23 protein-coding genes are annotated in these 25,664 nt (G+C 68.9%); 10 read left to right on the forward strand and 13 right to left on the reverse strand.

Going from position 1 to position 25,664, the window contains the following annotated elements:
- Positions 1–26: 26 nt before the first annotated feature.
- Entirely contained in the window at positions 27–584 is a 558-nt protein-coding gene (locus IEX84_RS03735; protein WP_188869975.1) for a hypothetical protein, read from the reverse strand.
- 552 nt (positions 585–1,136) lie between these two features.
- On the opposite strand from IEX84_RS03735, the gene IEX84_RS03740 reads away from it, so the two are divergent.
- Together IEX84_RS03740 and IEX84_RS03745 are read left to right on the forward strand one after the other, a co-directional pair.
- Positions 1,137–2,624 (forward strand): aldehyde dehydrogenase family protein, encoded by a 1,488-nt coding sequence (locus IEX84_RS03740; RefSeq protein WP_188869977.1) that lies wholly within the window; start codon positions 1,137–1,139, stop codon positions 2,622–2,624.
- A gap of 82 nt (positions 2,625–2,706) precedes the next feature.
- Complete coding sequence (locus tag IEX84_RS03745) at positions 2,707–3,237, forward strand: VOC family protein (protein WP_188869979.1); 531 nt, start codon at positions 2,707–2,709, stop codon at positions 3,235–3,237.
- Here the strand turns inward: IEX84_RS03745 and IEX84_RS03750 are convergent.
- Positions 3,227–4,282 carry a zinc-dependent alcohol dehydrogenase gene (locus IEX84_RS03750; protein ID WP_209590349.1) on the reverse strand — a complete coding sequence of 352 codons (1,056 nt, stop codon included), beginning with the start codon at positions 4,280–4,282 and terminating at the stop codon, positions 3,227–3,229. The two genes, IEX84_RS03745 and IEX84_RS03750, sit on opposite strands and share 11 nt — an antisense overlap.
- Before the next feature lie 165 nt (positions 4,283–4,447).
- Between IEX84_RS03750 and IEX84_RS03755 the strand changes: the two genes are divergently transcribed.
- A complete protein-coding gene (locus tag IEX84_RS03755) occupies positions 4,448–4,804 on the forward strand; it encodes a VOC family protein (protein WP_188869982.1) in 357 nt (118 codons plus the stop codon).
- Between the two features lie 39 nt (positions 4,805–4,843).
- Here the strand turns inward: IEX84_RS03755 and IEX84_RS03760 are convergent, their stop codons facing one another.
- From IEX84_RS03760 to IEX84_RS03780, 5 genes are all read right to left on the reverse strand, one after another.
- Positions 4,844–5,614: an SDR family NAD(P)-dependent oxidoreductase gene (locus IEX84_RS03760; RefSeq protein ID WP_188869984.1), complete on the reverse strand. Its 771-nt coding sequence runs from the start codon at positions 5,612–5,614 to the stop codon at positions 4,844–4,846.
- 91 nt (positions 5,615–5,705) lie between these two features.
- Positions 5,706–6,851: an acyl-CoA dehydrogenase family protein gene (locus IEX84_RS03765; protein WP_188869986.1), complete on the reverse strand. Its 1,146-nt coding sequence runs from the start codon at positions 6,849–6,851 to the stop codon at positions 5,706–5,708.
- Between the two features lie 67 nt (positions 6,852–6,918).
- Entirely contained in the window at positions 6,919–8,604 is a 1,686-nt protein-coding gene (locus IEX84_RS03770) for an acyl-CoA synthetase (protein ID WP_188869988.1), read from the reverse strand.
- A 72-nt stretch (positions 8,605–8,676) separates the two neighbouring features.
- The gene (locus IEX84_RS03775; RefSeq protein WP_188869990.1) at positions 8,677–10,620 is read right to left on the reverse strand and encodes a 3-hydroxyacyl-CoA dehydrogenase/enoyl-CoA hydratase family protein; all 1,944 of its coding nucleotides are present in this window, start codon (positions 10,618–10,620) and stop codon (positions 8,677–8,679) included.
- A gap of 42 nt (positions 10,621–10,662) precedes the next feature.
- Entirely contained in the window at positions 10,663–11,415 is a 753-nt protein-coding gene (locus IEX84_RS03780) for an IclR family transcriptional regulator (RefSeq protein WP_209590351.1), read from the reverse strand.
- A 489-nt stretch (positions 11,416–11,904) separates the two neighbouring features.
- Here IEX84_RS03780 and IEX84_RS03785 point away from each other — a divergent pair, with 489 nt between their 5' ends.
- Together IEX84_RS03785 and IEX84_RS03790 are read left to right on the forward strand one after the other, a co-directional pair.
- Positions 11,905–13,098, forward strand: a complete 1,194-nt coding sequence (locus IEX84_RS03785; protein WP_188869992.1) for a thiolase C-terminal domain-containing protein — start codon at positions 11,905–11,907, stop codon at positions 13,096–13,098.
- Positions 13,095–13,607, forward strand: coding sequence for a Zn-ribbon domain-containing OB-fold protein (locus tag IEX84_RS03790; protein ID WP_188869994.1), 513 nt, complete (start codon positions 13,095–13,097; stop codon positions 13,605–13,607). Before IEX84_RS03785 ends, IEX84_RS03790 begins: the two co-directional genes overlap by 4 nt.
- 39 nt (positions 13,608–13,646) lie before the next feature.
- Here IEX84_RS03790 and IEX84_RS03795 read toward each other — a convergent pair whose 3' ends face one another.
- Positions 13,647–14,684, reverse strand: a complete 1,038-nt coding sequence (locus tag IEX84_RS03795; protein WP_188869996.1) for a zinc-binding dehydrogenase — start codon at positions 14,682–14,684, stop codon at positions 13,647–13,649.
- Between the two features lie 258 nt (positions 14,685–14,942).
- Here IEX84_RS03795 and IEX84_RS03800 point away from each other — a divergent pair, with 258 nt between their 5' ends.
- Positions 14,943–16,385: an aldehyde dehydrogenase family protein gene (locus tag IEX84_RS03800; protein ID WP_188869998.1), complete on the forward strand. Its 1,443-nt coding sequence runs from the start codon at positions 14,943–14,945 to the stop codon at positions 16,383–16,385.
- A 130-nt stretch (positions 16,386–16,515) separates the two neighbouring features.
- Here IEX84_RS03800 and IEX84_RS03805 read toward each other — a convergent pair whose 3' ends face one another.
- The 3 genes from IEX84_RS03805 to IEX84_RS03815 form a co-directional block, all read right to left on the reverse strand.
- Complete coding sequence (locus IEX84_RS03805; protein ID WP_188870000.1) at positions 16,516–17,271, reverse strand: SDR family NAD(P)-dependent oxidoreductase; 756 nt, start codon at positions 17,269–17,271, stop codon at positions 16,516–16,518.
- Between the two features lie 135 nt (positions 17,272–17,406).
- On the reverse strand, positions 17,407–18,948 hold the full coding sequence (locus tag IEX84_RS03810; RefSeq protein ID WP_229732300.1) for a GMC family oxidoreductase: 1,542 nt from the start codon (positions 18,946–18,948) through the stop codon (positions 17,407–17,409).
- A 200-nt stretch (positions 18,949–19,148) separates the two neighbouring features.
- Positions 19,149–20,060, reverse strand: coding sequence for an NAD(P)/FAD-dependent oxidoreductase (locus IEX84_RS03815; protein ID WP_188870004.1), 912 nt, complete (start codon positions 20,058–20,060; stop codon positions 19,149–19,151).
- 119 nt (positions 20,061–20,179) lie between these two features.
- On the opposite strand from IEX84_RS03815, the gene IEX84_RS03820 reads away from it, so the two are divergent.
- From IEX84_RS03820 to IEX84_RS03835, 4 genes are all read left to right on the forward strand, one after another.
- Positions 20,180–21,262, forward strand: a complete 1,083-nt coding sequence (locus IEX84_RS03820; protein WP_188870006.1) for a hypothetical protein — start codon at positions 20,180–20,182, stop codon at positions 21,260–21,262.
- A 64-nt stretch (positions 21,263–21,326) separates the two neighbouring features.
- The gene (locus tag IEX84_RS03825; protein ID WP_188870008.1) at positions 21,327–21,896 is read left to right on the forward strand and encodes a UGSC family (seleno)protein; all 570 of its coding nucleotides are present in this window, start codon (positions 21,327–21,329) and stop codon (positions 21,894–21,896) included.
- A 19-nt stretch (positions 21,897–21,915) separates the two neighbouring features.
- The gene (locus tag IEX84_RS03830; protein WP_188870010.1) at positions 21,916–22,998 is read left to right on the forward strand and encodes a hypothetical protein; all 1,083 of its coding nucleotides are present in this window, start codon (positions 21,916–21,918) and stop codon (positions 22,996–22,998) included.
- Between the two features lie 83 nt (positions 22,999–23,081).
- A complete protein-coding gene (locus IEX84_RS03835; protein ID WP_188870012.1) occupies positions 23,082–23,333 on the forward strand; it encodes a hypothetical protein in 252 nt (83 codons plus the stop codon).
- Positions 23,334–23,342: 9 nt separating this feature from the next.
- Here the strand turns inward: IEX84_RS03835 and IEX84_RS03840 are convergent, their stop codons facing one another.
- Both IEX84_RS03840 and IEX84_RS03845 read right to left on the reverse strand, forming a co-directional pair.
- The gene (locus tag IEX84_RS03840) at positions 23,343–24,374 is read right to left on the reverse strand and encodes a zinc-dependent alcohol dehydrogenase (RefSeq protein ID WP_188870014.1); all 1,032 of its coding nucleotides are present in this window, start codon (positions 24,372–24,374) and stop codon (positions 23,343–23,345) included.
- A 276-nt stretch (positions 24,375–24,650) separates the two neighbouring features.
- Positions 24,651–25,442 (reverse strand): IclR family transcriptional regulator, encoded by a 792-nt coding sequence (locus tag IEX84_RS03845; RefSeq protein WP_188870016.1) that lies wholly within the window; start codon positions 25,440–25,442, stop codon positions 24,651–24,653.
- Between the last annotated feature and the right edge of the window lie 222 nt (positions 25,443–25,664).

A 25,664-nucleotide genomic window follows, 5' to 3' on the forward strand; every position in this document is an offset into this window, starting at 1 on the left:
CCGACTCGCACGCGACGCGAGCCGCGTCAGCCGAGGAGCGCGCGCAGGCAGAAGACGACGGCGAGGTTCGCGGTCGTGAGGAGACCGACCAGCAACGCGCTCGCGTTGACGACGGGGGAGTCGCTCCGGTAGAGCCCGGCGGCGACGGCGCGGTCCGAGACGGGCGCGAACGGCCGGAGGACGAATCGGCCGTCGCCCCGCGCGCCGCCGTCGACGGCGATGTGGACGAGCCACGAGCCGCCGACGGTCCCGGCGACGCCGAGCGCGATTGCTCCCCAGGTCGCCGTCCCGGCCATCGACCCGACGACCGTCCGGACCTGCGTGCCCGCGCCGAGGACGAGCAGGTAGCACACCGGCGCGAACGCGACGGGCGCGAGGACGCTGTGGGGGTAGCCCCGCCGTCGCGTCCCCGTGAGCGATTCGAGCGCGTTCGGGAGCGGCGCGCAACACGCCCCGAGCGCGAGACAGCCGGCGAGCGCCGCGCCGACCGTCGGCGTCGGCGCGACCAGGTCCGCCCCGAGGAGCACGATTCCCGCGCTGGCGATCACCGTCAACACGACACCGAGGTGTCCGCGGGTCTCCATTCACCCCGCTTTCGACGTTCGGGGACTTAAGCACCCGGTCGGCGTCGGACGCGCGTCAGTCGCCGGGGCACGGGCTGACCGATACGCGTCACTCGCGGGTTCGGGTCCGGCGTCGCCCTCGACTCGCCCCTCTCGACGCCCGCCGCCGCCACCAGGGAAAAAAGACAGGTAATATACTATATCTAGAATGTATCAAAATAACTTATTGACTATCGGACCGTGTGAATATCGTCGGCCCGAGACTGTCGACACGATAAATTCGACGAACGGATGGATTATATTTGTGTACTATGCCAATACGGGTTCTAAATGGGGATAAAATTCACTCTCGCCGTCGACTTTTGCGTTCGAGATTTGGACTACGTTCGGCATCTATCAGAGATTTTCTCAGAACAATACGATTCCGTATATGTATTCAAAATATATCTGTCTGTCCGAACTGTCTCCGGAAGCCACGCTGTGTCGGGTGTGGTCGGCCGACTCGCCGACTCCGTACGCGTGGTCTTCGTTGACACGAACCTATATACTCGTGCTGGCCGTATCGCCGTCGGCATGGACCGAGACATCGCGGAGCGGGAGTGGTCACGACAGTACATCGGGGGCGAGTGGACGGCGAGCGAGAGCGGCGAGACGCTCGCCGTCGAGGACCCATCGACGCGGGAGCACCGCTTCGACGTCCCGGCGTCGACGGAGGCGGACGTCGACGCGGCGTACGAGGCGGCGGTCGCCGCTCAGCCCGAGTGGGAGGCGACGAGCCCCGGCCAGCGACAGCGTATCGTCCTCGACGCGATGGACGCCCTCGAGGAGTCGTTCGACGACGTCGTCGGCCTCCTCACTGCCGAGGGCGGGTCCTCGGCCGCGAAGGCGAACATCGAGACGCAGAACACGGTCGCCTCGATGGGTGAGGCCGCGACGTTCCCGTCGCGGATGAAGGGCGAGCACGCCGACTCGAACATCCCCGCGAAGGAGAACATCGTCGAGCGAAAACCCGAGGGGGTCGTCTCCGTCATCACGCCGTGGAACTTCCCGCTCGTGCTCACGATGCGCGCGGTCGCGCCCGCCATCGCCACCGGGAACAGCGTCGTGCTCAAGCCGGCCTCCGAGACGCCGGTCACGGGCGGCCTGCTCGTCGCGGCGCTGTTCGCGGAGACCGACCTCCCCGACGGCGTTCTGAACGTCGTCACGGGACGCGGCTCCGCCATCGGCGACCGGATGGCGGGCCACCCGGCCGCGGACGTCGTCGCGTTCACGGGGAGCACCGAAGTCGGCCGCGAGGTCGCGGCCACCGCGGGGCGGAACCTCGCGCTCCCCGCGATGGAGCTCGGCGGGAACAACGCGCACATCGTCGCCGCGGACGCGGACGTCGACGACGCCGTCGAGGCCGGTGCGTTCGGCTCCTTCATCCACTCCGGGCAGATATGTATCTCCATCAACCGCCACGTGGTCGTCGACGACGTCTACGACGAGTACGTCGAGAAGCTCGCCGGGATGGCCGAGCACGTCCCCACGGGGAGCGCCCACGACCCCGAGACCATCGTCGGTCCCATCGTCAACGAGCGCCAGCGCGAGACGGTGCTCGGCTTCATCGAGGACACGCTCGACGCGGGCGCGACGCTCGAAGCCGGCGGCGGCGTCCACGAACTCGACGGCATCGAGGACTCCCTCGTCGTCGAGCCGACCGTGCTCTCCGGCGTCACGAACGACATGGCGGCGGCGTGCAACGAACACTTCGGCCCCATCGCGCCCGTCATCCGCGCGAGCGACATCGACGAGGCGGTCGAAATCGCCAACGACACCGACTACGGCCTCTCCGGGAGCGTCTACGCGGGCGACACCGGCCGCGGGCGCGAAATCGCAAAGCGCGTCGAGACGGGGATGATTCACGTCAACGACCAGCCGATCAACGAGGAGCCCCACATGCCCTTCGGCGGCGTCGGTGCCTCCGGCATCGGCCGGTTCAACGCCGACGAGGTCGTCCACGAGTTCACGCAGACGAAGTGGATGAGCGTCCAGCACGAACAGCGCGACTACGGGTTCTGAGGGCCCGCCACGCGCTCCGTTCGACCCCGCGACGGCCGAGTCCCACACCAACGTTTATGACGTATTGGGGAGTGGTACCGCCATGCCCACCGCAACGTACACGCACGTCACGCTCGCCGTCGACGACCTCGACGAGTCCGTCGCCTTCTACGGCGACGCCTTCGGGATGGGGCGCATCCCGACGCCCGACTGGGACCTCCCCGTGCAGTGGCTCGCCTGTGGCGGTCTCCAGTTACACCTCGTGGAGACCGAGGCGGAGGCACCGGCGTTCCACCACTTCGGCGTCCACGTCGACGACGTCGAGGCGGTGTACGAGGCGGTCGCGGCCCACCCGGACGCCACCTTCGACGACCTCGGCGTCACGGAGGACGGCGACTGGGCGGACGGCGACCCGCCGGTCTACGCCCTGCCGGAAATCGGGACCCTCCAGTTGTACGTCCGCGACCCGAGCGGGAACATGGTCGAGGTCGACGCGCCCGACGTCGACGCCCTCGACCGCGATGTCGCGCCGAACGTCGTCGAGCGGACCGACCTCGACGCGCCCGACCCGGACTCGGACGCGAACCTCTACGGTCCCTTCGGGCTGGACCCCAAGAACCCGTTCAGGGATTGAGGACGACCTTGACGCCCGCGCGCTCGGCCTCGGCCGCGAACCCCGCCTCGTAGTCGGCCATGTCGAAGGCGGGGCCGACGACGCGCGAGAGGTCGAGGTCCGCGGCCAGCGCGAGCGTCCGCCGCCAGTCCGACTGTCGGCGGCCGTTCACCGTCTCGATCGACACCTCCTCGTTGAGCAGTCCCGTGAGCCCGACGGGGACGCGCTCGTCGTGGAAGACGCCGACCTGCGCGATTTCGCCGCCCGGACGGGTGCTCGCCTCCGCGAGCCGGAGCGCGGACTCGTGGCCCGAAGCCTCCACGAACACGTCGACGGGACGGTTGAGCGCCCCCTCGCTCGCGTTCCGCGTCGCCGTCGCGCCCATCTCGGCGGCGATGGGGAGCCGCGTCCCCTCGTCGGCGTCGGCACCGACGATCACGATTTCGCTCGCGCCGGCCTCGCGGGCGGCGAGGAGCGCGCTCAGTCCCGCCGAGCCCGGCCCCGTGATCGCCACGCGGTCGCCCACCTCGAACGCCGACGCCTCGATGGCGTGGACGCCGATGGCGAGCAGTTCGAGGAAGACCCCCTCGTCGAACGTGACGCCCGCGGGGAGCTCGTAGAGGTTCCGGGCGGGGACGACGACGTACTCGGCGAGCGCGCCCGGCGTGTCGACGTCGATACCCACCGCCTTCCGGCCGTGCGGCGAGAAGCCGGGTTCCTCCGTACAGAGGTTCTGTCGGCCCTCGCGGCAGTTCCGACAGCGCCCGCAGGAGTAGCGAGGTTCGACGGCGACGCGCTCGCCGCCCGCCCAGTCGACGACGTCGGACCCGACGGCGTCCACGACGCCCGCGAACTCGTGGCCGAACACCTGCGGGAGGTGTGGCTCGTAGCGGTGGTAGTAGTCGTCCCAGCGGTAGAACGGGGCCTCGACGCCGCCGTCGATGCCGACGGACCGGACGGCGATTCGGACCTCGTCGGCCCCCGGTGTCGGTACCGGTCGCTCGGCCAGACGCATCCCGGGTTCGGCGGCGTGCTTCTCCAACACGGTCATCGAGGTGTCGGTCATCGACTCACTATCTCGGACGAACGATAATCGTGTTTTCGGGTCGTTGGGTCGGACCCCGGCGACGCCGCCCCTCCGGCGTCGGGTGCACGCCGCGCTCTCCCCACTGTCGTGCGGTACGTTCACGACCAGCGAAACGCTCTTGTGGCCGGTCGCCGCAGACGCCGTATGGACGTGCTCCACGTCGCGGTCGACGTCACGGACATCGAGACGACGAGCGGCTTCTACGAGGACGCCCTCGGTCTCGACTTCACCCGCGAGTTCACCGTCGAGGGGACGTACAACTACTGCGTCGGCGGCGAGAGCGCCGCCGAGATACAGTTCTGTGAGGTCGACGCGCCCGTCGAGCCCGCGGGCATCAACCACCTCTCCGTGGGTGTCTCCGACCTCGATGCGACCGTCGAGACGGCGACCGAGGAGTGGAACGCCGAAATCGAGCAGGGACCGTTCGCCATCGACGACGAGACGCGCGCCGCCTTCGTCACCGACCCCGAGGGGTACAGCGTCGAGCTGATCGAACAGTAGCGTAGCCCGACGCGCACACGAACCGGAAACGACCGGCGCTCACTCGTTCTCGCGCTTCGAGCGGAGTTGGCCGCCGCCGTCGACTTCGAGGACCGTCCCCGTGATGTACTCGGCCTCGTCCGAGGCGAGAAACGCCGCCGCCTCCGCCTGGTCCTCCGGGCGCGCCCACCGGCCCAGCGGGACGTCCTCGGTGAACGCCTCGCGCTCCGCCTCGGTCGTCGTGCGCTCGGCCAACGGCGTCAGCGTCGCCGACGGGCAGACGGCGTTCGCCCGGACACCCTTCGGTCCGAGGTCGAACGCCGTGTGCTTCGTCAATCCGATCAACCCCCACTTCGAGGCCGTGTAGTTCGCCGCGCCGTTGTGACTGATTCCCCGGCCTGCCATCGACGATATGTTCACGATACGCCCGTCGCCCTGCTCGACCATCGGCGGGATGGCCTCGCTCGTGCAGACGAACGCGCCCGTGAGGTTGACGTCGACGATTCGTCGCCACTCGTCGAGCGAGAGGTCCTCGATGGACCCCCCGGTGGCGACGCCGGCGTTGTTGACGAGGACGTCCACGCTTCCGAACCGGTCCAACGCGGTCTCGACCATCGCCGCGGCCTCCGCCTGCGCGGTCACGTCGCACTCGACGGCCTCGACCGCGTGCCCCGCCGCGCGGAGGTCCGCCGCGGTCGAGTCGAGCGTCTCCGTGTCGACGTCCGCGAGGACGAGTTCCGCGCCGTACTCCCCCATCGTCTCCGCGACCCCCCGCCCGATTCCCTTCGCCGCGCCGGTCACGATTGCCGTCCGGCCGCTGAACTCTGGCATACGTTCTCGTGTCTTCTGGTACCGTGATAAGTGTACGCCCCGGGTACGACACCGTCACCGTCCCCCCTCCCACCCGGGCGGCGTGCGCGCGCTACGAGCGCTTGTAGACGATGTCGCGCTGGACCTCGTTGACGCCCTCGTAGATGAGCGGGAGGCGCGCGTCCCGGTAGAGCCGCGAGATACGCCGCTCGTCGAGGACGCCGCGGCCGCCGTGGAGGCGCATCCCGGTCTCGGCGCACTCGACGGCTGTCTCCGTCGCCTTCGTCTTCGCCATCGCGCTCCAGTCGCTCGCCGAGTCGTTCGTCTCGACGCGCTCCGCCGCCCGCCACGTCAGGGCGCGCGCGCTCTCGAACTCCGTGCGCATGTCCGCGAGGTCGTGTTGGACGGACTGGAACTCGCCGACGGGCCGGCCGAACTCCTCGCGCTCCTCGACGAACGCCCACGCCTCCTCGATGGCCGCGGCGGCGATACCGAGTCCGTGACCCGCGGCCGAGATGCGGCCGTGGTCGAAGAACTCCGCGACCATCCGGAACCCCTCGCCGCGCTCGCCGACGAGGTTCGCCGCCGGGACGCGACAGTCGTCGAAGACGATGTGGGCCTGCTGGGAGGCCCGCATCCCGATCTTTTCGGGGATGTGCTCGGCCGCGTACCCCGGCGCATCCGTCGGGACGACCACGAGCGAGTGGTTCGCGTGCCGGTCGTCGGTATCCTCCGTCTTCACGTACGTCAGGACCCAGTCGGCGTCGATGCCGTTCCCGATCCAGTACTTCTCGCCGTCGATGACCCACTCGTCGCCGTCGCGCTCCGCCCGCGTCTCCATTCCCGCGAGGTCGCTCCCCGTCTCGGGCTCGGAGATAGCCATCCCCGTGAACGACTCGCCGCTCGGAACTCCCGGCAGGTAGCGCTCCTTTTGCGCCTCCGTGCCGTAGCGTTCGAGGATGTTCGTCCCGAAACTCCGCCCGCGGATCGCCATCCCGATGCCGGCGTCCGCGCGGAAGAGTTCCTCCGTGATGGCGAGGCTCTCCGCGAGCGACGCCCCCCGGCCGCCGTACGACGCCGGTATCTCGACCCCGACGAGGTCAGCCTCGACCGCCGCCTCGACGACCTTGTCGGGGTACGTCCCGTCCGCGAAGTGCCGGGCCGCGTTCGGTTCGACGTGCTCACGGGCGAACGCCCGCGCGTCGCGTTTGGCTTCGCGGACCGCCGCCGGGACGAGGGACTCGTCCAAGAGCTCCATGGCGGGACCGACGCACAACGCCAGCAAAGCTCTTTCGCCGCCGTCGTCCGGTACCGTCGCCGTCGCGCTACGACTCCTCGATGCCCTCCTCCTCGCGGAGCTCGGTCCGCCGAATCTTTCCGGTCGACGTCCGCGGGAGCGTGTGCACGAACTCCAGTTCGCGCGGGTACTCGTACTTCGCCAGGCGCTCTTTGACGTGCGACTGGAGGTCGGCGCGGAGGTCCTCGGAGGCCTCGTAGCCGTCCGCGAGGACGATGAAGGCCTTCGGAATCTCGCCGCGCGTCTCGTGCGGGATGCCGATGACGCCGGCCTCCGAGACGGCCTCGTGGGTGACGAGCGCCTCCTCGATCTCGTCCGGGCCGAAGCGGTAGCCGGAGCTGATGATGAGGTCGTTGTCGCGGGCGTGGAACTGGTAGTAGCCGTCCTCGTCGCGCGAGACGAGGTCCTCCGAGAGCAGCCAGCCGTCCTGGACCTTCTCCGCGGTCGCCTCCGGCTTCCCGAGGTACTCGACGAACAGCATCGGGTCGCCATCGTACGTCACGGCGAGCTCGCCGATTTCGCCCGGCTCCGTGATCTCCTCGCGCGTGTCGGGGTCGAGAATCGCCACCTCGTGGCCGACCGAGGGGACGCCGAAGTGGTCGATGCGGTGGTCGATGCCGAAGCCGGGGTCGTCGGAGATGAGGCCGCCGACCTCCGTGGAGCCGTACCCCTCGATGAACGCGGCGTTCTCGAAGGTCGTCGTCGCCCACTCGATGATGCTCTCGCCGGCGGACTCCCCGCCCGTCGAGAACGACTGGAGGCTCGTGAGGTCGTAGCGCTCGCCCGCGTCCTCGACCTGCATCATCATCCGGACGGCCGTCGGCGGGAGGTTCAGCTGCGTCACCTCGAAGCGCTCGACGAGTTCGAACTCCGCCTCGGCGTCGAACTTCCCCTCCGGGCGGCCGACGACCGGGATGCCGTAGAACAGCGGCGGGAGCACCATCTGGTTCAGCGACATGATCCACGACCACTCCGAGATGGTCCGCACGACCTGGTCGTCGCCCGTCTCGTGGCCCTGGAGGCTGACGAACTGCGGGAGGAGCCCGAGCAGGTGGCGGTGGGCGTGGACCGCGCCCTTCGGTTGGCCCGTCGTCCCGCTCGTGTAGATGATGCAGGCCGGGTCCTCCGGGTCGGTCGCGCGCGTCTCGAACTCGGTGCTTCGACCCTCGATGGCGTCCCAGAAGCACGTCTCGTCGCCCTCGTCGAACCCCTCGTTCGTCACGACGACGGAGAGCGAGTCGAGGTCGTCGCGGATCGGCCGGAACGTCTCGATTGCCCCCTCGTCGACGACGAACGCCACGGAGTCCGAGTCGTCGAGCCGGTAGCGGAGGCCGTCCGTCCCGAGGAGCACGCTGAGCGGGACCGTGACCGCGCCGAGTTTGAACGCCGCGAGGTGCGCGACGAGCGATTGGAGGCGCTGGGTCCCGTTCACCGCGACGCGGTCGCCCGCCGCCACGCCGCGCTCGTCGAGGTAGTTCGCAAAGCGGTTCGCGTACCCCCGGAGCTGTCGGAAGGTGTACGTCCGCTCCTCGCCGTCCTCGGCGACGTAGAGCGCGACGCTGTTCTTCTTCTCCTCCGCCCACCGGTCGCAGACGTAGTGCGCGATGTTGAACGTCTCCGGCACCTCCCACTCGAACCACTCGCGGGCCTCCGCGAGCGTATCGAACCCCTGCTCGTGGAAGTAGTAGCTCTCCAGTCGGTCTCTTTCGTCCATTCAGTTCGACCTGTTCCGGTCACACTACAATAAACGTTATCTAAGGTGTTCAACACCAGCCGCCGGAAATCCCTACTCGAAGTCGGGGTCCCGGTCGTGGGTGAACGCCTCGACGCCCTCCAGCATGTCGTCCGTCGTCGACAGCAGGCCGAACGCCTGGCTCTCCATGGCGATGGCGGTCTTCAGGCTCGCGTCCTGCCCCTCGTTGATGACCTGCTTTGCGACCTTCAGCGCTGTCTGCGGGCCGTCGGCGATGTCGGAGACGAACGCCTCGACGGTCTCCTCGAACTCCTCCTCGGGGACGGCGCGGTTCAGGATGCCCCAGTCGACGGCTTTCTCGGCGCTTATCTGCTCGCCCCGGAAGACGAGTTCCTTCGTGCGCGCCTCGCCGACGAGGCGCACGAGACGCTGCGTGCCGCCGCCGCCGGGGATGAGTCCGAGGTTTATCTCGGGGCTCCCGAGGCGCGAGCTCTCCGTGGCGAGGCGGATGTCGCAGGCCATCGTGATCTCGAAGCCGCCGCCGAGACAGAGGCCGTCGATCTTGGCTATCGTCGGGCGCTCGAAGTCGTAGATGGTCTCGACGGCGTCCTCAACCGCCATCAGGTCGGTCGCGTCCGCGGTCGTGAAGCCCGTGATGTCCGCGCCCGCGCTGAACGCGCGGTCGCCCGCCCCCTCGAAGGTGACACAGGTGACCTCGTCCGTGTCGACGCGCTTGAGCAGCCGGTCGATCTCGTTCAGCATGTCGTCCGAGAGCGCGTTCAGGCGCTCCTCGCGGTCGAAGACGACGCGCAGGACGCCGTCCTCGTCGATCTCGTGCTCGATGTAGTGGTACGGGCCGCCGTCCGCGTAGTCGTAGAAGCCCCGTCCGGCGTCCTCGCCCGTGTGGCCGTTCTCGACGAGTTCGACGAGGTAGTCCGCGGGCTCGTAGCGTTCCGCGCCGGTCTCCTCGTAGAGCGACTCGACTTTCTCCAGCACGCGGTCGAGGCCGAGCTTATCGCCGGTTCGACACGTCCCCTCGGGGAGGCCGCCGCCGAGGCGCATGGCGATGTCGATGTCCTCGGGGTCCGCGACGCCCTGCCCGACGAGCCGCGCCGCCTCGTTGACCATCCGTGCCTCGACGCGGAGCGTGTCGAACCCCTCGCCGTCACCCGGCTCGTAGTTCACGCCCGCGCCGTCCTCGTAGTCGTAGAAGCCCTCGCCGGTCTTGCGCCCGAGGTCGTCGGCGTCGACGAGCGAGCGATAACACTCGGGGACGGGTTCGTCCCACTGGTCGCGCGTGTGGACGAAGATGTCGAGGCCGCCGAAGTCCGCGAGCTCGAACGGGCCCATCGGGTAGCCGCGCCGGTAGACCATCGCCGCGTCGGCCTGCCGGACGCCGTCGGCGTCGCCCGCGTCGAGCATCCAGCCCGGCTCCTCCATGAACGGCACGAGGACGTTGTTCACGACGAACTCGGGGATGTCCTTGCGGACGAGTACCGGCGTCTTGTCGAGGGACTCGACGAACGCGTAGGCCGTATCGACGACCTCCTCGTCGGTCTCCTCGCCGGAGACGACCTCGACGAGGTCCATCTTCACCGGCGGGTTGAAGAAGTGCATCCCGCAGAGGCGCTCGGGGTGGTCCGTCTCCGCCGCGATGTCCGTCACGCGCAGGCTCGAGGTGTTCGTGGCGAGAATCGTCCCCTCGTCGGTCGCCGCCTCGACGTCCGCGAAGAGGCCGCGCTTCATCTCCAGGTCCTCGGGGATGGCCTCGACGACGAGGTCGGCGTCCCCGACGGCCTCGGCGAGGTCCGTCGTCGTCCGCACGCGCTCGAGGACGTCCTCGGGGTCCTCGTCGAGTTGGCCCTTCTCGGCCAGCTTCCCGACGCTCCACTTCAGTTGCTCGTAGCCGTCCTCGACGTACGACTCCTCGATGTCCCGGAGGAAGACGTCGTAGCCCGCAATCGCCGAGACCTCGGCGATTCCGTGACCCATGCTTCCCGCTCCGAGCACTGCGACGGTGTCGATCTCGCGTCCCATCGTGCCATCCATTCGCGCAATCGGTAATCAAGGTGACGGTGCCTACCGCCCGTACTGATACTTGATGGAGATGCGGTTGCGCGACTCCTTGAGCGCGCCGACCAGTTCGTCCTGGTACGACTCGTTCCGGATGCGCTCCGAGGGACAGGCGATGGCGAGGCTGGCGACGTGGTCGTCGTCCGGGTGGAGCGGGACGGCGACGGTCCCCATCCCGACGACCTGCTGGTCGACGTCGACGGCGTGGCCGTCCTCGCGGATGCTCGCCAGGCGCTCCCGGAGGCGCTCGGGGTCTGTCACGGTCCGGTCGGTCACGCGTTCGAGGCCGCCGTCGAGGACCGCGTCGACGCGCTCCGCGGGCATGTGCGCGAGGATGGTCTTCCCGGACGCGGTCGTGTGGAGCGGGGTCCGCATCCCCGAGTACGTCCCGAGTTCGAGGGCGTTCTCCCCCGGGCGCTGGTGGAGGATGACCGCGCCCCCCGCCTCCTCGACGGCGAGCGTCGGGAGCTCCCCCGTCTCGCGCGACAAGCGCGATATCTCCTCGCGCGCGGCCTGGAAGACCCGATTGCGGTACTGTAGGCGCGTCCCCATATCTAAAAACCGGTAGCTCAGCTCGTACGTCCCGCCGTCGTTGACCGCGTAGCCGACGGCTTCGAGCGAGCGCAGGTAGCCGTGCGCGGTGCTCCGGTGGATGTCGAGGGCCTCGGCGACCGCCGCCGGCCCCGCCCCGTCCTCGCGCCAGAGCACGTCCACCACCTCGAAGACCCGTTCGACCGATTGCATCGTGGGCGTCGTCATCGTCTCGCAGTTCGTCGCGCACCACCAAATTCGTTTGGGTATATCAGACGAGGTACGGCGACGCCGGCTCGACCGTGGCACGCCGTCACGGGCGAACCCCCGCGTGCCGCGCCGCTGGACGGCGTGACTCGTCACGCGAACGCCCGCGAATGCGTCCGCCCGTCGCCCCCGTTCCTTACAGCGGTATCGTCGTAAAGTGAGAGCGGGTCCCTCCCGGCTGGCGCCGAGACGTTTCTCATTACCAAACGGATACTCGGGAAGTCGTTCGACGCGGCGACGACGCGCGCCCGCTGGTCGCCCACTCAAGCATACCTACTTGCGCGCCGTCGGCCCCGACGGGACGCGGGATTCGGCCCGTGCCGGGCGCGTCGGCCGTCGCGTGCACGGACCGCAACATTAATTGTGTCACTCTCCCTTGCCACACGTGATGCAGAGTGATAACGAGCGCCACGACGTGGTCGGCGGCGGCGACGCGCCGGAGGCCGCGCCGTGACGCGGAACGCCGCAATCGTCGGTGGCGGCCACACCGACTGGGGCGAGCGGGACGCGACGTGGAAGGACCTCGCGCAGGAGGCCGGGAAGGCGACGTTCGACGACGTGCCGGACGTCGGCCCGAAGGACATCGAGGGGCTGTTCGTCGGCGCCGTGCAGCCGGAGCGCTTCGCGTTCCAGTCGCACGTTGCGCCGCTCGTCGCCGAACTCCTCGGCGTCGAGGCGGACTCGATGATCGCCCGGACCGAACTCGCGTGCGCGAGCGGGCAGGCCGCGCTGCGCTACGCGTGGCTCGCCATCGCCGCCGGCCAACTCGACACCGCGCTCGTCGTCGGCGTCGAGAAGATGCACCTCCCCGACGGCCACGGCGAGGAGATGCAGACGAGCATGTCGAACGTCGTTGATCGCGAGTTCGACGGCGTCAACGGGCTCAACGCCCCGACGTACTTCTCCTTCCTCGGCCAGCGACACATGCACGAGTACGGGACGACCCAAGAACAGCTGGCGAAGGTCGCGGTGAAGAACAAGAGCCACGCCGCGAACAACCCCTACGCGCAGTTCCAGATGGACATCGACGTCGACGACGTCCTCGACTCCTACCCCATCGCGCCGCCCCTACACCTCTTCGACTGTAGCGGCGTCACGGACGGCGCGGCGGGCCTCATACTCATGAGCGAGGAGAAGGCCCGCGAGGTCACCGACGAGGCGACGTACATCACCGGGAGCGGTCAGTCCACCATGGCCGGCAACTCCGTCAACAACATCCCGTCGTTCTCCGCGTGGCCGCAGGCGACCGTCGCCGCCGAGCAGGCCTACGAGCAGGCCGGCATCGAGGACCCCGTGAGGGACCTCGACGTCGCCGAGATACACGACTGCTTCTCCATCAGCGAGATAATCGAGTACGAGGACCTCGGGTGGGTCGAGAAGGGCGAGGGCGGGCAGTTCATCGAGGACGGCCGCAGCGAACTCGACGGCGATATCGCCGTCAACCCCCGCGGTGGCCTGCTCGGCTGCGGGCACCCGCTGGGCGCGACCGGCGTCTCGCAGGCCCTCGAAGTCCACAAGCAGTTCACGGGGCAGGTCGAGTCCGCCCGCCAGGTGCCGGACAGCCCCGAGACGGGCCTCATCCACAACCTCAGCGGGAGCGCGTCGGTACACAGCGTCATGACGCTCGGGAGGGACCCGCAATGAGCGACGAGCCGCCCCGCGGGTCGACGAGCGTGCCGGACGCCGTGGACTTCCCGCGACTCTTCGACTTCTACGAGATACAGAGCGAGGACGAGACGCGCATCCACGAGTTCTACGAGAACCTCGACGCGGGGTCGCTCACGACCACGGAGTGTGAGGACTGCGGCGAACTCCACTTCCCGCCGCGCGTCGTCTGCCCCGAGTGCACCAGCGACGACCTCTCCTACACGTCGCTCCCGCACACGGGGACGCTCCACGCGTTCTCCGTGATGCGCGCCGGTGCGCCCATCGGGAAGGTCGACGACCTCCCGTTCGTCGTCGGCATCGTCGACCTCGACGGCGTCGACGTGCGCCTCTCCGCGCGCATCGACGACGCCGAGTACGACGACCTCACCATCGGCGACCCGGTCGAACTGAAGGTCGTCGACATCGAGGGCCCGGACGACCTCGAACGCGTCTTCTACCGCTTCGTCCCCACGGACACGGACGCGGAGGCGGGCGCGGACGCGTAGTCGACGCGGAACGAGGGCGCGGGGCGATTCCCGCCTCTCCTACGGGCGCACGAGGACCTTCACCTCGCCCGAGTCGCTGTCCGCGAGCGCCTCGAAGCCCTCGGACTCGATGTCGTCGAGGGCGATACGCGAGGTCACGAGCGGCTCGGGGTCGAGGTCGCCGGCCGCGAACTTCCGGAGGACGGTGCCGAACTCCTCGCCGGCGCGCGGCCCGGTCTGGTAGGCGGCGGAGCCGGTCGCGCTCCGCTGTGCGCTCACGTACTCCATGATGTCGGCCTCGATTGCGTCCTCGAAGACGCCGACGAGCGTCGTGTGCCCGTCCGGCCGGGTGGCCCCGACCGCGTCCGCGTAGCCCGATTCGGTCCCCGTGACGTCGAAGGCGACGTCGGCCCCGCCCCGCGTGTTCTCACGGACGGTCTCGACGAAGTCCGTCTCGCGCGGGTCGACGACGACGTCGGCCCCACACTCGGCGGCGAGCGCGCGCCGGGCCTCGCGGTGGCCGGAGGCGTACACCGTTCCGGCACCCACGTCGCGGGCCAACTGGACGGTTGCGAGCCCGATGGGCCCCATCCCGACGACGGCGACGTCGTCGCCCGACCGGATGGGCGACTGCAGCAGGCCGTGGTAGGCGACCGTGAACGGTTCGGCGACGGCGGCCGTCTCCGGCGAGACGCCGTCGGGGAGGGGGACGACGTTCGTCGCGGGGACGCGCACCCGCTCCGCGTACGCGCCGGGGCGCTGTGCGCCGACCACGACGAGGTTCCGACAGAGGTTGTACTGTCCGGCGTCGCAACACCAGCAGTCCTCGCAGGCGACGAGGGGGTTCACCACCACCTCGGTCCCGACGGCGACGTCCGCGTCGGCCCCGGTCTCGGCGACGGTGCCACCGAACTCGTGGCCCATGACGTAGGGGAGCGACTCCTCGCCAGCGCGCGGGCCGTGGCTGTACTCGGCGAGGTCGGACCCGCAGATGCCGCAGGCCGCGACGTCGACGACGACTTCGTCCGGTTCGGGCGCGGGCGCGGCGACGTCCTCCACGCGGACGTCGCGGTTGGCGTGGTATCTGGCTGCTCGCATGACGGTCCGATACACGCGCGTCTATGCACATAAATCGTCGTATATGCGTCCTGATGGGACGACGATGGCGTATCGGCGGTCGCCCGCGGCCCCGCCGAGGCCGGTCATCCCCTCTGCCCGTCCTGGACACGTGCCGTCCGCGGCATCGCCGACCGAACCGTAAGAACCGTTATGGATAGAACTATTTGGGTCGCGTCCGTACGCGAGGACAACAGCGGACCCACCAGCGCGGAGACGGTCGGCCGTTGTCCACAAATCATGTCACTTGCAACCAACGAGCGATACCGGATGTTCATCGGCGGCGAGCTCGTCGAATCGACGAGCGGGGAGTACCGCGAGACGATAGACCCCGCGACGGAGGAACCCATCGCGGAGTTCGCGGCCGGGACGAGCGAGGACGTCGACCGGGCGGTCGCGGCCGCCCGCGACGCCCTGCCCGAGTGGCAGGCGAAGACGCCCACGGAGCGCGGCGAGGTCGTCCAGCGACTCGCCGACGTCGTCCGCGAGAACGCCGAGAGCCTCGCGGAGGTCGAGACGCGCGACCAGGGTAAACCACTCTCCGACTCCCGCGGTGCCGTCGAAGGCCTCGCGCAGACCCTCGAGTACTACGCGGGCGCGGCGGGCAAACTTGAGGGGAAGAGCATCCCCACGGGCGGCGAGGAGGTCGACTTCACCGTTCGCGAGCCCTACGGCGTGAGCGCACAGATAATCCCGTGGAACGCCCCGCTCAACCTGATGGGACAGGGGACCGCGCCGGCGCTCGTCGCGGGTAACACCGTCGTCATCAAGCCCGCACCGACCACGCCGCTCTCCGCCGTCCACCTCGCGGAGCTCTTCGAGGACGCCGGCGTCCCCGACGGCGTCGTCAACGTCGTCACCGGCGGGACGGAGCCGGGCGCGGCGCTCTCCGGCCACGAGGACGTCGACACCGTCTCCTTCACGGGGAGCGTCCAGACCGGCGCGGCCGTCATGGAGTCCGCCGCGGCCAACATTACGCCCGTCACGCTCGAACTCGGCGGGAAGAACCCCGCCGTCGTCCTCCCCGACGCGGACCTCGAGGAGGCCGCCGACGCCATCGCGCTCGGTATCTTCATGAACACCGGGCAGATATGCGCCGCCGCGGACCGCGCCATCGTCCACGAGGACGTCTACGACGAGTTCCTCGACCTCATCGTCGAACGCGCCGAGGCGTACGAACTCGGCGACGGCATCGACGACCCCGACATGGGCCCGCTCAACTACGAGGCGCACTTCGAGAAGGTGATGGACTACATCGACCTCGGCGTCGAGGAGGGCGCGACCATCGAGACCGGCGGCGAGGCCCTCGACCGCGAGGGCTACTTCGTCGAGCCCACGGTCTTCTCGGACGTCGAGACCGACATGCGAATCGCCCAGGAGGAGATATTCGGACCGGTGCTCTGCGTCATCCCGTTCTCGGAGCGCCGCGAGGCCATCGACATCGCCAACGACGTCGAGATGGGCCTCACCGGCGGCGTCTTCTCGAACGACGTCCGCGCCGCGCTCAACACCGCCGAGCAGATAGAGGCGGGGAGCATCTACGTCAATCAGTGGTTCGGCGGCCCCATCGGCGCGCCCTTCGGCGGCTTCAAGAAGAGCGGTATCGGCCGCGAGATGGGGATGGAGGCCTTCGACTCCTACCTCCAGACGAAGAACATCTGCGTCAACCTCACCGAGCGCTGAACGCGGCTCGGCCGCCCGCTCGACCGTCGAACCGAACCGGACCGAACGAACCGGACCGGACAGCACGTTTTCGCGCGCCACGACGCCGAGCGACGGCCGTCCGCGACGCGTCGATGCCGCGCGTCGCCGATTACTGGTCCTGCAGGAACTCCGGCCACTCCTCCGGCGGTTTGCTCAGGTAGTCCGGTCGTTCGTTCAGGCTGCCGCCGCCGTCGAGTTCGATGGCGGTTGCGTTGACGTACGCGGAGAGGTCGGAGACGAGAAAGAGGACGGTGTCGGCGACGTCCTCGGAGGTGACGCCGCGGTCCAGCGGGCCGTTCGGCGACCCGCCGGGACAGATGGCGTTCACGCGGACGTCCGGGCCGAGGTCGCGGGCGGTGTGCTTCGACAGCCCGATGACGCCCCACTTCGCCGCGGTGTAACTCGGGTTCCCGTGGACGGTGACGTTCGTCCCCGCCATCGAGGAGATGTTGACGATGCGGCCGTTCCCGTGCTCCAGCAGCTCCGCCGAGGCCGCCTTCGAGCAGTTGAACGGCCCGGAGAGGTTGAGCGAGATACCGCTCGCCCACTCGTCGTAGTCGAGTTCCGTGAAGTGGTCCGTACTGCTTCCGCCGGCGTTGTTGACGAGGATTTCGAGGCTCCCGAAGCGCTCGACCGTCGCCTCCACGAGCGCCTCCGCGGACGCCGGGTCGGTGACGTCGCACTCGACCACCTCGACGTCGATTCCGTCCGCGCGGAGCTCGTCCGCCGTCTCCTCCGCGAGCTCCACCTGTACGTCGGCGAGTACCACGTTGCTTCCGGCCTCGCCGAGTCGCGCGGCGATCTCGCGGCCGAACCCCTGCGCACCGCCGGTGACGATAGCTGTCTCACCGTCGAGGTCTATCATACCTCGTCCTCTCGGCCGACGGGGTTAAAGATAACGAACGATTGCCTTGTTTCGCGCGTGGCGTGCCGTACCGCGCCGACGCTCGTCCGTACGGCACGCGCGGCGGCGCCGTCGGGACTGCGGTGTCGCGTCGGTTCAGTCGTTCCGAACGAGGTCCGCGCCCTTCTCCGCGACGGCGATGGTGGGCGCGTTCGTGTTCCCGCTGGGGACGCGGGGCATCACGGAGGCGTCGATGACGCGGAGGCCGTCGATGCCGTGGAGTCGGAGGTCGTCGTCGACGACGGCCATCTCGTCGTCACCCATCTTGCACGTGCAGGTCGGGTGGTAGCCCGAGACGGCGTTGTTCCGGATGTACTCCGCGATCTCCTCGTCGCTCTGCGCGTCCTCGCCGGGGTAGAGTTCGCGTTCGCGGTACTCGGCGAGCGCGTCCGTCTCGCCGATACGGCGCGCGCGGCGGATGCCCGTGACGAAGTCGTCGACGTCTTTCTCGTCGAGCATGTACTGGGGGTCCATCACCGGGTCGTCGTGGGGGTCGGCGGACCGGAGCGTGACGCGCCCGCGGGCGCTCGGGCGCAGCGGCAGCACCATGATCGAGAACCCGGCCTGCGGGTCGTTCTCCGCGCCGGGCGCGAGCCCGTACTGGAGGTCGGGCGCGGGGAGGTCCGGGTCGGAGCGCTCGAAGGCACCGACCATCGAGCGGTCGTAGCGGGTGCCCCGCTCCTCGCCGTCCGCCGTCTCGATGGGCTCCGGGGCGGCCTCGATGGGTTTCGGGCTCTCGTAGACGACGGGGACCCGAAGGTGGTCCTGGAGGTTTCGCCCGACGCCCGGGAGGTCGTGGCGGACGTCGATGCCGTGCGCTTCGAGGTGGTCCGCGGGGCCGATACCCGAGAGCATCAGCAACTGGGGCGTCTGGAGCGCCCCCGCGGCGAGGAGGACCTCGCCGTCGTCCGCGACCTCCACGGTCTCCGTCGCGCCGTCCTGCTCGTAGGTCGCACCCGTCGCGCGGTCGCCGTCGAAGGTAAGTTCGGTGACGTGCGCGCCCGTCTCCACGTGGAGGTTCGGGCGGTCGAGGACGGGCTTGATGAACGCCGCCGCCGCGCTGTGGCGATGCCCGTTGTCCATCGTCGAGTGGTAGTAGCCGATACCCGACTGCTGTTCGCCGTTGAAGTCCCTGTTCACGTCGAGGCCCGCCTCCTCGCCGGCCTCGACGAGGGTCTCGCTGAACTCGTCCGGCGTCCCGCGCCAGACGCTCAGCGGCCCGTCGTCGCCGTGGTACGCCTCGTCGCCCTCGGCGTTCAGCGTCTCGGACCTCTTGAAGTAGTCGAGCATCGCGTCGTACCCCCATCCCTCGTTCCCGAGGTCCTCCCAGTTGTCGTAGTCGTAGGGGTGACCGCGGACGTACGCCATGCCGTTGATGACGCTCGACCCGCCGAGGGCCTTCCCGCGCGGCCAGTCGATGCGCCGGCCGTTGAGCCCGGGTTGGGGCTCGGTCTCGAACTCCCAGTCGAGGTCGGAGCCGAGCACGTCCCAGATGCGCGTGGGGTCCTTGACCATGTCGCGGTCCTCCGCCGGCTCCCCCGCCTCCAACAACAGCACGTCGACGTCCTCGTCTTCCGTCAGCCGGTGGGCGAGCACGCAGCCCGCGCTCCCACCGCCGACGATGAGGTAATCGTACATGATTAACGATACACTCATTCATCGAATGATACCAAATAATTTCCGGTTATTCTCGGCGGCGCGGACGCCCCCTCGCGTGCGCGCCGTGCCGTCGCGCTACCCGCGGCGGTTCGCTGCCGCTCAGGCTCGCGCGGCTCACGGGTCACTTCGCTCCCCGTTCGCTCTGCCCGCGGCGGTTCGCTGCCGCTCACCGCCGCGCCCTACAGATACTCCTTCGCAGACTCGATGGCGGTGATGCCGTCGCCGACGCCCGCGCCGATTTCGAAGACGCTGTCCTGTCGGACGTCGCCGGCCGCGAAGATGCCCTCGACGCTCGACTCCATGTTCGGGCCGACGACGACGGCCCCCTCGTCGTCTAAGGCCACCGCACCGTCGAGGAAGCCCGTGTTCGGAACGGAGCCGACGTTGATGTTCAACCCGCCGACGTCGAGCGTCTCCGCCTCGCCCTCGGCGTTCACGACCGCGAGCCCGTCCACGACGCCGTCGCTCCCCAGGACCTCCGTGACCTCGACGCCCGTTCGGACCGTGAGGCCGTCCGCGTCCGCGACCTCCTCGCGGAACGCCGCGTCGGCCGACAGTTCCTCATCGGGCGTGAGGAGGAGGACCTCGGAGCCGTACTCCGTGAGGAAGACGGCGTCGATGGCGGCGTGGTTCCCGCCGCCGACGACCGCGAGGCGCTCGCCCTGATAGAGCGGGCCGTCGCACGTCGCGCAGTGGAAGATGCCGCGCCCCTCGTACTCCTCCTCGCCGGGCACGCCGAGCGGCTCCGAGTGGCTCCCCGTCGCCACGATGACCGTCTCCGCCTCGTGGGCCGCGCCGCCCGCGCGGACGACGTGGGGCTCGTCGCCCTCGCCGGGTTCGACGGCCTCGACGGCCTCCAGTTCGACGTCGACCTCGTACTGTTCGACCTGCTCGACGAGCCGCGACCGGAGCTCCGTGCCCGCGACGCCGTCCGGGAACCCCGGGAAGGACTCGACCTCGTGTCGGTTCACCAGTTCGCCGCCGATGGACTCCGCCTCGAAGAACAGCGTGTCGAGCGCGGCCCGGCCGGCGTACGTGCCCGCGGCCAACCCGGCGGGTCCCGTCCCGATGATGAGAACGTCGTGTACCATTGTCGCCACGCGCAGGTCCGCGAGAGAGCGCAAAAAAGCTTTCTACCGCCCCGATTCGTGCGATTCGCCCGCGCCGGCGCAAAGCCCAAGGCGGCCGGCGGAGTAGCCGGCACCGACACATGGCCCGAGACGACGCCGACGACGAGTCCATAGCGGCGGTTTCGCGTGACCTCTACCGGCAGGGGATGACCGACGGCCTCCCCGTGATCCCGCCGACGGAGGCGCGCGTCGCGGAGATGCTACGCGGCACCGACACGCCCGACGACGCGGTCATCGGCCGCCTCGGGAACGACGACAACCCCATCACGGTCGCGGGGCTGGCGTCGAACGCCGTGATGGCGGGCTGTCTGCCCACTCACATGCCGGTGCTGGAGGCCGGCGTCCGCGCGCTCGCCGACCCGGACTCGAACTCCATCCAGTTCTCCGTCAGCACGGGCGGGTGGGCGTACCAGTGGGTCGTCAACGGCCCCGTCCGCGACGACGTCGGGATCGCCGGCGGGACGGGCGCGTACGGGCCGAACTACCGCGCGAACCGGGCCATCGCCCGGGCGCTCGGGATCGCCTACCGGAACACCGCGAAGATCCACCCCGGCGAGAAGGACATGGGCGTCATGGGCAACCCCTTCAAGTTCAGCCTGCTCCTCGGGGAGCACGAGGAAGCGAGCCCGTGGGAGCCGTTCCACGTCACGGCCGGTCACGACGAGGCGGACAGCACGATCTCGCTCGCCGGGCCGAACAGCTTCGTCCAGTGGGAGCCCGCGGCGCGCGAGGCCGCGGCCGTCCTCCGCGGGATGCTCGCCAACACGCCGCCGGCGATGGTCGGCGGCGAACAGCAGGGCGGGGACTTCGACCAGACGATCACGTACGTCCTCTGTCCCGAGAGCATCGACCTCCTCGCGGACGCCGGCCTCTCGAAGCGCGACGTCAAGCGGTACGTCGCGGACAACTCCGCGATCCCGGTCGACGAGTTCCAGAAGGGCGTCCTCTGGGAGGGCGCACTGGAGGGGTACCACGGCCGCGTCGAGAACGCTCAGGTCCCACAGATCCGGGGCCCCGAGTACGTCCGGGTCGTCGCCGGCGGCGGCCGTACTGGCCAGTACGACGCCGTTATCGGCCCCTCCATCGGCGGGCCGGTCACGGAGGGAGTCGACTACCCCGACGACTGGCCGGCGCTCGTCGAGGAGTACGGCGCCGCCGAGTGACGCCGCGGAATCATCATTATCTGTCACCAAAAACTATATGATCCGTGCGTATAGTACCCATACTATGGGTCTCGTAACCCCCTCTTCGACGGGCAACGACACGGAACAAAAGCCCCTCACGCCGCGTGTCGACTCCCTCGACGGGAAGCACATCGGGCTGTACGACAACGGGAAGCCGGCGGCTGAACCCCTCCTCACCGCGGTACAGGAGATGCTCGCCGAGCGCTACCCGGACGCGACGTTCGAGTGGTACCACGTCGAGCACCTCAACCAGATCAAGAACGACGAGGAGCAGGCCGCGGTCACCGAGTGGGCCGAGGACGTCGACGTCGCCATCGGCGCCATCGGCGACTGTGGCTCCTGCACGAAGTTCCTCACGTGGGGCATCGAGTTCATCGAGGACGCCGGGACGCCCGGCGTCGGCCTCATCGACGAGGGCTTCGAGCTCGACTACCAGTCGAACGCCGTCGAGCGCGGCCGCCCGCTGCGCTACAAGAAGACCCCGGTCCGCTGCGAGACGACGGACCTCGAACGCGTCCGCGAGGAGGTCACCGACGAAGTCCTCGACGGCATCGTCGACGAGCTCACCCGCCCCCTGAACGACAAGGAACGCGCCGACCCGGTCGCGCAGTAACCCCACCCCGAGATATCTCATGTCCCAGCAATCACCAGACGAGCAGTCGCTAGCGGAGATCAACCAATCGCTGTACGAGGACGGCCTGACGGACGGCCTCCCCGTGATCCCGCCGACGGACGAGCGGGTCGACGAGATGCTGCGCGGCACCGACAAGCCCCGCGACCACGTCCTCGGCGACCTCGGCAACAACGAGAACGTCATCACGGTCGAACAGCTCGCGTCGAACGCCGTGATGGCGGGCTGTCTCCCGACCTACATGCCGGTACTGGAGGCCGGCATCCGCGCGCTCGCCGACCCGGACTCGAACTCCATCCAGTTCTCCGTCAGCACCGGGTCGTGGGCGTACCAGTGGGTCGTCAACGGCCCCGTCCGCGAGGCGCTCGACATCGAGACGAGCTCCGGCGCGTTCGGCCCGAGCTTCCACGCGAACCAGACGATCCCCCGCGCGCTCGGGATCGCCTACCGGAACACCGCGAAGATCTACCCCGGCGAGAAGGACATGGGCGTCATGGGCAACCCCTTCAAGTTCAGCTTCCTCGCCGGCGAGAACCAGGACGCGAGCCCGTGGGAGCCCTATCACGTCACGAACGGCTACGACGAGGAGGACAGCACCATCTCGCTCTCCGGGCCGAACGGCTGGGTGCAGTGGTTCCCCGACGAGAACAACGCCGAGAACGTCCTGCGCAACATGATCGAGAACACGCCGACCTCGATGCGCGCGAGCTCCGGCGAGGACCTCAACGCGACGATCACGCACTTCTTCAACCCCTACAACGCCGAGGAGCTGGAGAAGGAGGACCTGAGCAAGCAGGAGGTCAAGGAGTACCTCGTCGAGAACTCCTATCGGACCCTGGACGGCTACGAGGAGCCCCGCGACGACACGGGGAAGGTTCCGCCCCGGCAGACCCAGCAGTACGCCGACACGGACGCCATCAACATCATCGCCGTCGGCGGCCCGGGTCGCGTGAACGCCATCGCCGGCACCTCCATCGGCGGTCCCGTCACGAAGAAGATCGAGTTCCCCGACAACTGGGACGCGCTCCTCGACGAGTACGCGCTCGAAGAGAACTGGGTCCCGACCGAGGGCTTCTACGACTGAACGCGCGCGTCGAGCGCCGGTCCCCGCGGCTTCGCGGGACCGCGACCAAACTGTTTTGAGCGCACGGGGCGTCGGTGACGAGCATGCGCGCCACGACGGTCGAGTGTCCGCGGTGTGAGGCGACCCACGAGTTCTTCCTGCAGGACGAGGAGCGACACCTCCGCCAGTGTCCCGACTGCGACGGCTGGTTCGTCTTCGCGGAGACGCGGACGGGCGTCGAGCGGACCGCGCTCGACGACCCGGCGACGTGTCCGGTCGCGGACTGCGAGGAGCGCGTCGACGCGGACGACCTCCCGGCGCACATCGTCGCCACGCACGACGGGGCGCTCGACTGAAACCGCGCCCTACGGGCAGACGAGGATCTTGCGCTCCTCGCTCTCGCCGTCGAGCAGCGTCTCGAAGCCCTCCTCGACGACGTCTTCGAGGTCGATGCGTGACGTGACGTAGTCGTTGGCGTCGAGGTCGCCGCTGGCGAGCTGGCGGAGTACGACGTTGTACTCCTTGGCGACGCGGGGGCCGAGCTGGTGGGACGTCGAGCCGGCGACCGTGCGCTGGTGGCGGACGAGCTTCTGCGGTTCGAAGGCGGCTTCGCCGCCGAAGACGCCGATGACCGTGGTGTGCCCGCCGGCGCGCGTGGCGCTGACGGCCTGGTCGAGCGTCGCCTCGTGGCCGACGGCCTCGAAGGCGACGTCGGCGCCCGTCCCGGTCTCCTCGTGGATTCGTTCGACGGGGTCCTCCTCCTCGGGGTCGATGACCACGTCCGCGCCGAAGTCCGCGGCGACCTCTCGACGCGACGCCTGGGGTTCGGAGACGTAGATGGGGCCCGCGCCGGCGGAGGCGGCGAACCGCACCGCGCCGAGGCCGATGGGGCCCGCGCCGACGACGACGGCGCTGTCACCGACGCCGACGGGCGATTGGCGGACGGCGTGGAGGCCGACGCTTATCGGCTGGGCGATGGCGGCGTCCGCCGGCGAGACGCCGTCGGGAAGCACGAGCGCGTTGTCGGCGTGTTCGACGACCGTCTCGGCGTAGCCGCCCGGTCGCGCCGACGTCGCGTCGAGGTTCCGACAGAGGTTGTACATCGCGTTCTCGCAGCACCAGCAGTCCATGCAGGGCGTGTGGGGGCTGAGGACGACGTCGGTCCCGACCTCGATGTCGACGCCGTCGCCGGTCTCGACGACGGTGCCGCCGATTTCGTGACCGAGCGTCGTCGGGTACCCCGTGTCGCCGTGGAGCCCGTCGGTGTAGAAGTGGAGGTCGGACCCGCATATCCCGCACGCGGCGACGTCGACGAGTATCTCGCCGTCGCTCGGGCTCGGTTCGTCGACGTCTTCGACGCGCATGTCCTCCGGTCCGTAGAAGAGTGCGGCTCTCATGCCCGTACCCTCACATTATTCATTAATAAATCTATGTGCTCGGTGCCGCGTCGCCCGACGCGGCGGCACACCGAACGGACTTTTGGGATGGTCAAACCAAACTGCCGAAACCCCTATTTGGCTGTTCTGGCCGGGTGTGTGACATAGTCCCGAGGATACTGCGTCGTACGCGCCGCCGAGACCGAGCGCGGAACGCGGTATCAGCCCCCTCGTTTTACACTAATATCGCTGTCTGTAGAATTGGGTCGCCGGCCCACTACCTTTGACGACGCCGAATCAGTCGTGTCGGTCGGCGGTGTGGATGTTTATCTCCACGCTGTTCGCCGCGCGCACGACCGCGTCCGCGAGTTCGTCCTGAAAGCGCTCCTCGCGCCACTTGCTCGCCGGGCCGGACATGCTAACCGACCCGAGGACCGTCCCGTCGTCGTCGAGGACCGGCGCGCCGATCGCGCGGTTCCCGTGTACGACCTCCTCGTGGTTGATGGCGTACTCCTGCTCCCGAATCTCCGCGAGCTCCTCGTAGAGCGCCTCCTCGTCCGTGACCGTGTGGCTCGTGTACGCGGGGAGCCCGTGTCGCTCGACGATCTCCCGCGTTCGCTCCTCGGGGAGGTGAGCGAGAATCGCCTTCCCGCCGGCCGTACAGTGGATGTGCGTCTGCGGACGGCCGCGTTTGGCCGTGTGGACCTCCTTGCCGACCGCCTCCTCGCCGGACATCTCGTAGAGGGTGAGGGTCTTCCCGCGGTACTCCGTGACGAGGTGAGCGACGGCGTCGTACTCGTGCGCGAGGTCGTCGACCTCGGTCTTCGCCGCCCGGTAGAGCGGGCTCTGTCGCCGCACCCACTCGCCGAACGGGACGAACTCCATTCCAAGTTTGTACTCGCCGTCGACCTGTTGGACGAAGCCGTTCGACGCGAGCGTCGAGAGGTGCGTGTGGACCGTCCCCGGCGAGAGGTCCGTCCCCGCCGCGAGCTCCGAGACGGTGCTCGCGCCCCGTTCGCCGAGCTCCTGCAGGATGTCGCACGTCCGGTCGACGGACTGAATCTTCCGTCCACCCGTGTTCTCGCTCATACCGTTCTGGAGCCACCCAAACATCATAAACGTTTGTGGTGGTCAAATCGGTCGGTCGCCGCGGCGTCTCGGGCAGCAAACCGACACGCGCACACACGAGGGGGTCGACCGGACACCGTATCGCGCCGCTCTCGCCCGCCATCGGTCGTTTGACCACGTGATGGGGTACGCGGATCGGAGTAACCGATAGGTTAATCATGGTAGACTGTGAGTCGTCGCAAC

This window comes from Halarchaeum rubridurum (assembly GCF_014647115.1).
Taxonomy (GTDB): Archaea; Halobacteriota; Halobacteria; order Halobacteriales; family Halobacteriaceae; genus Halarchaeum; species Halarchaeum rubridurum.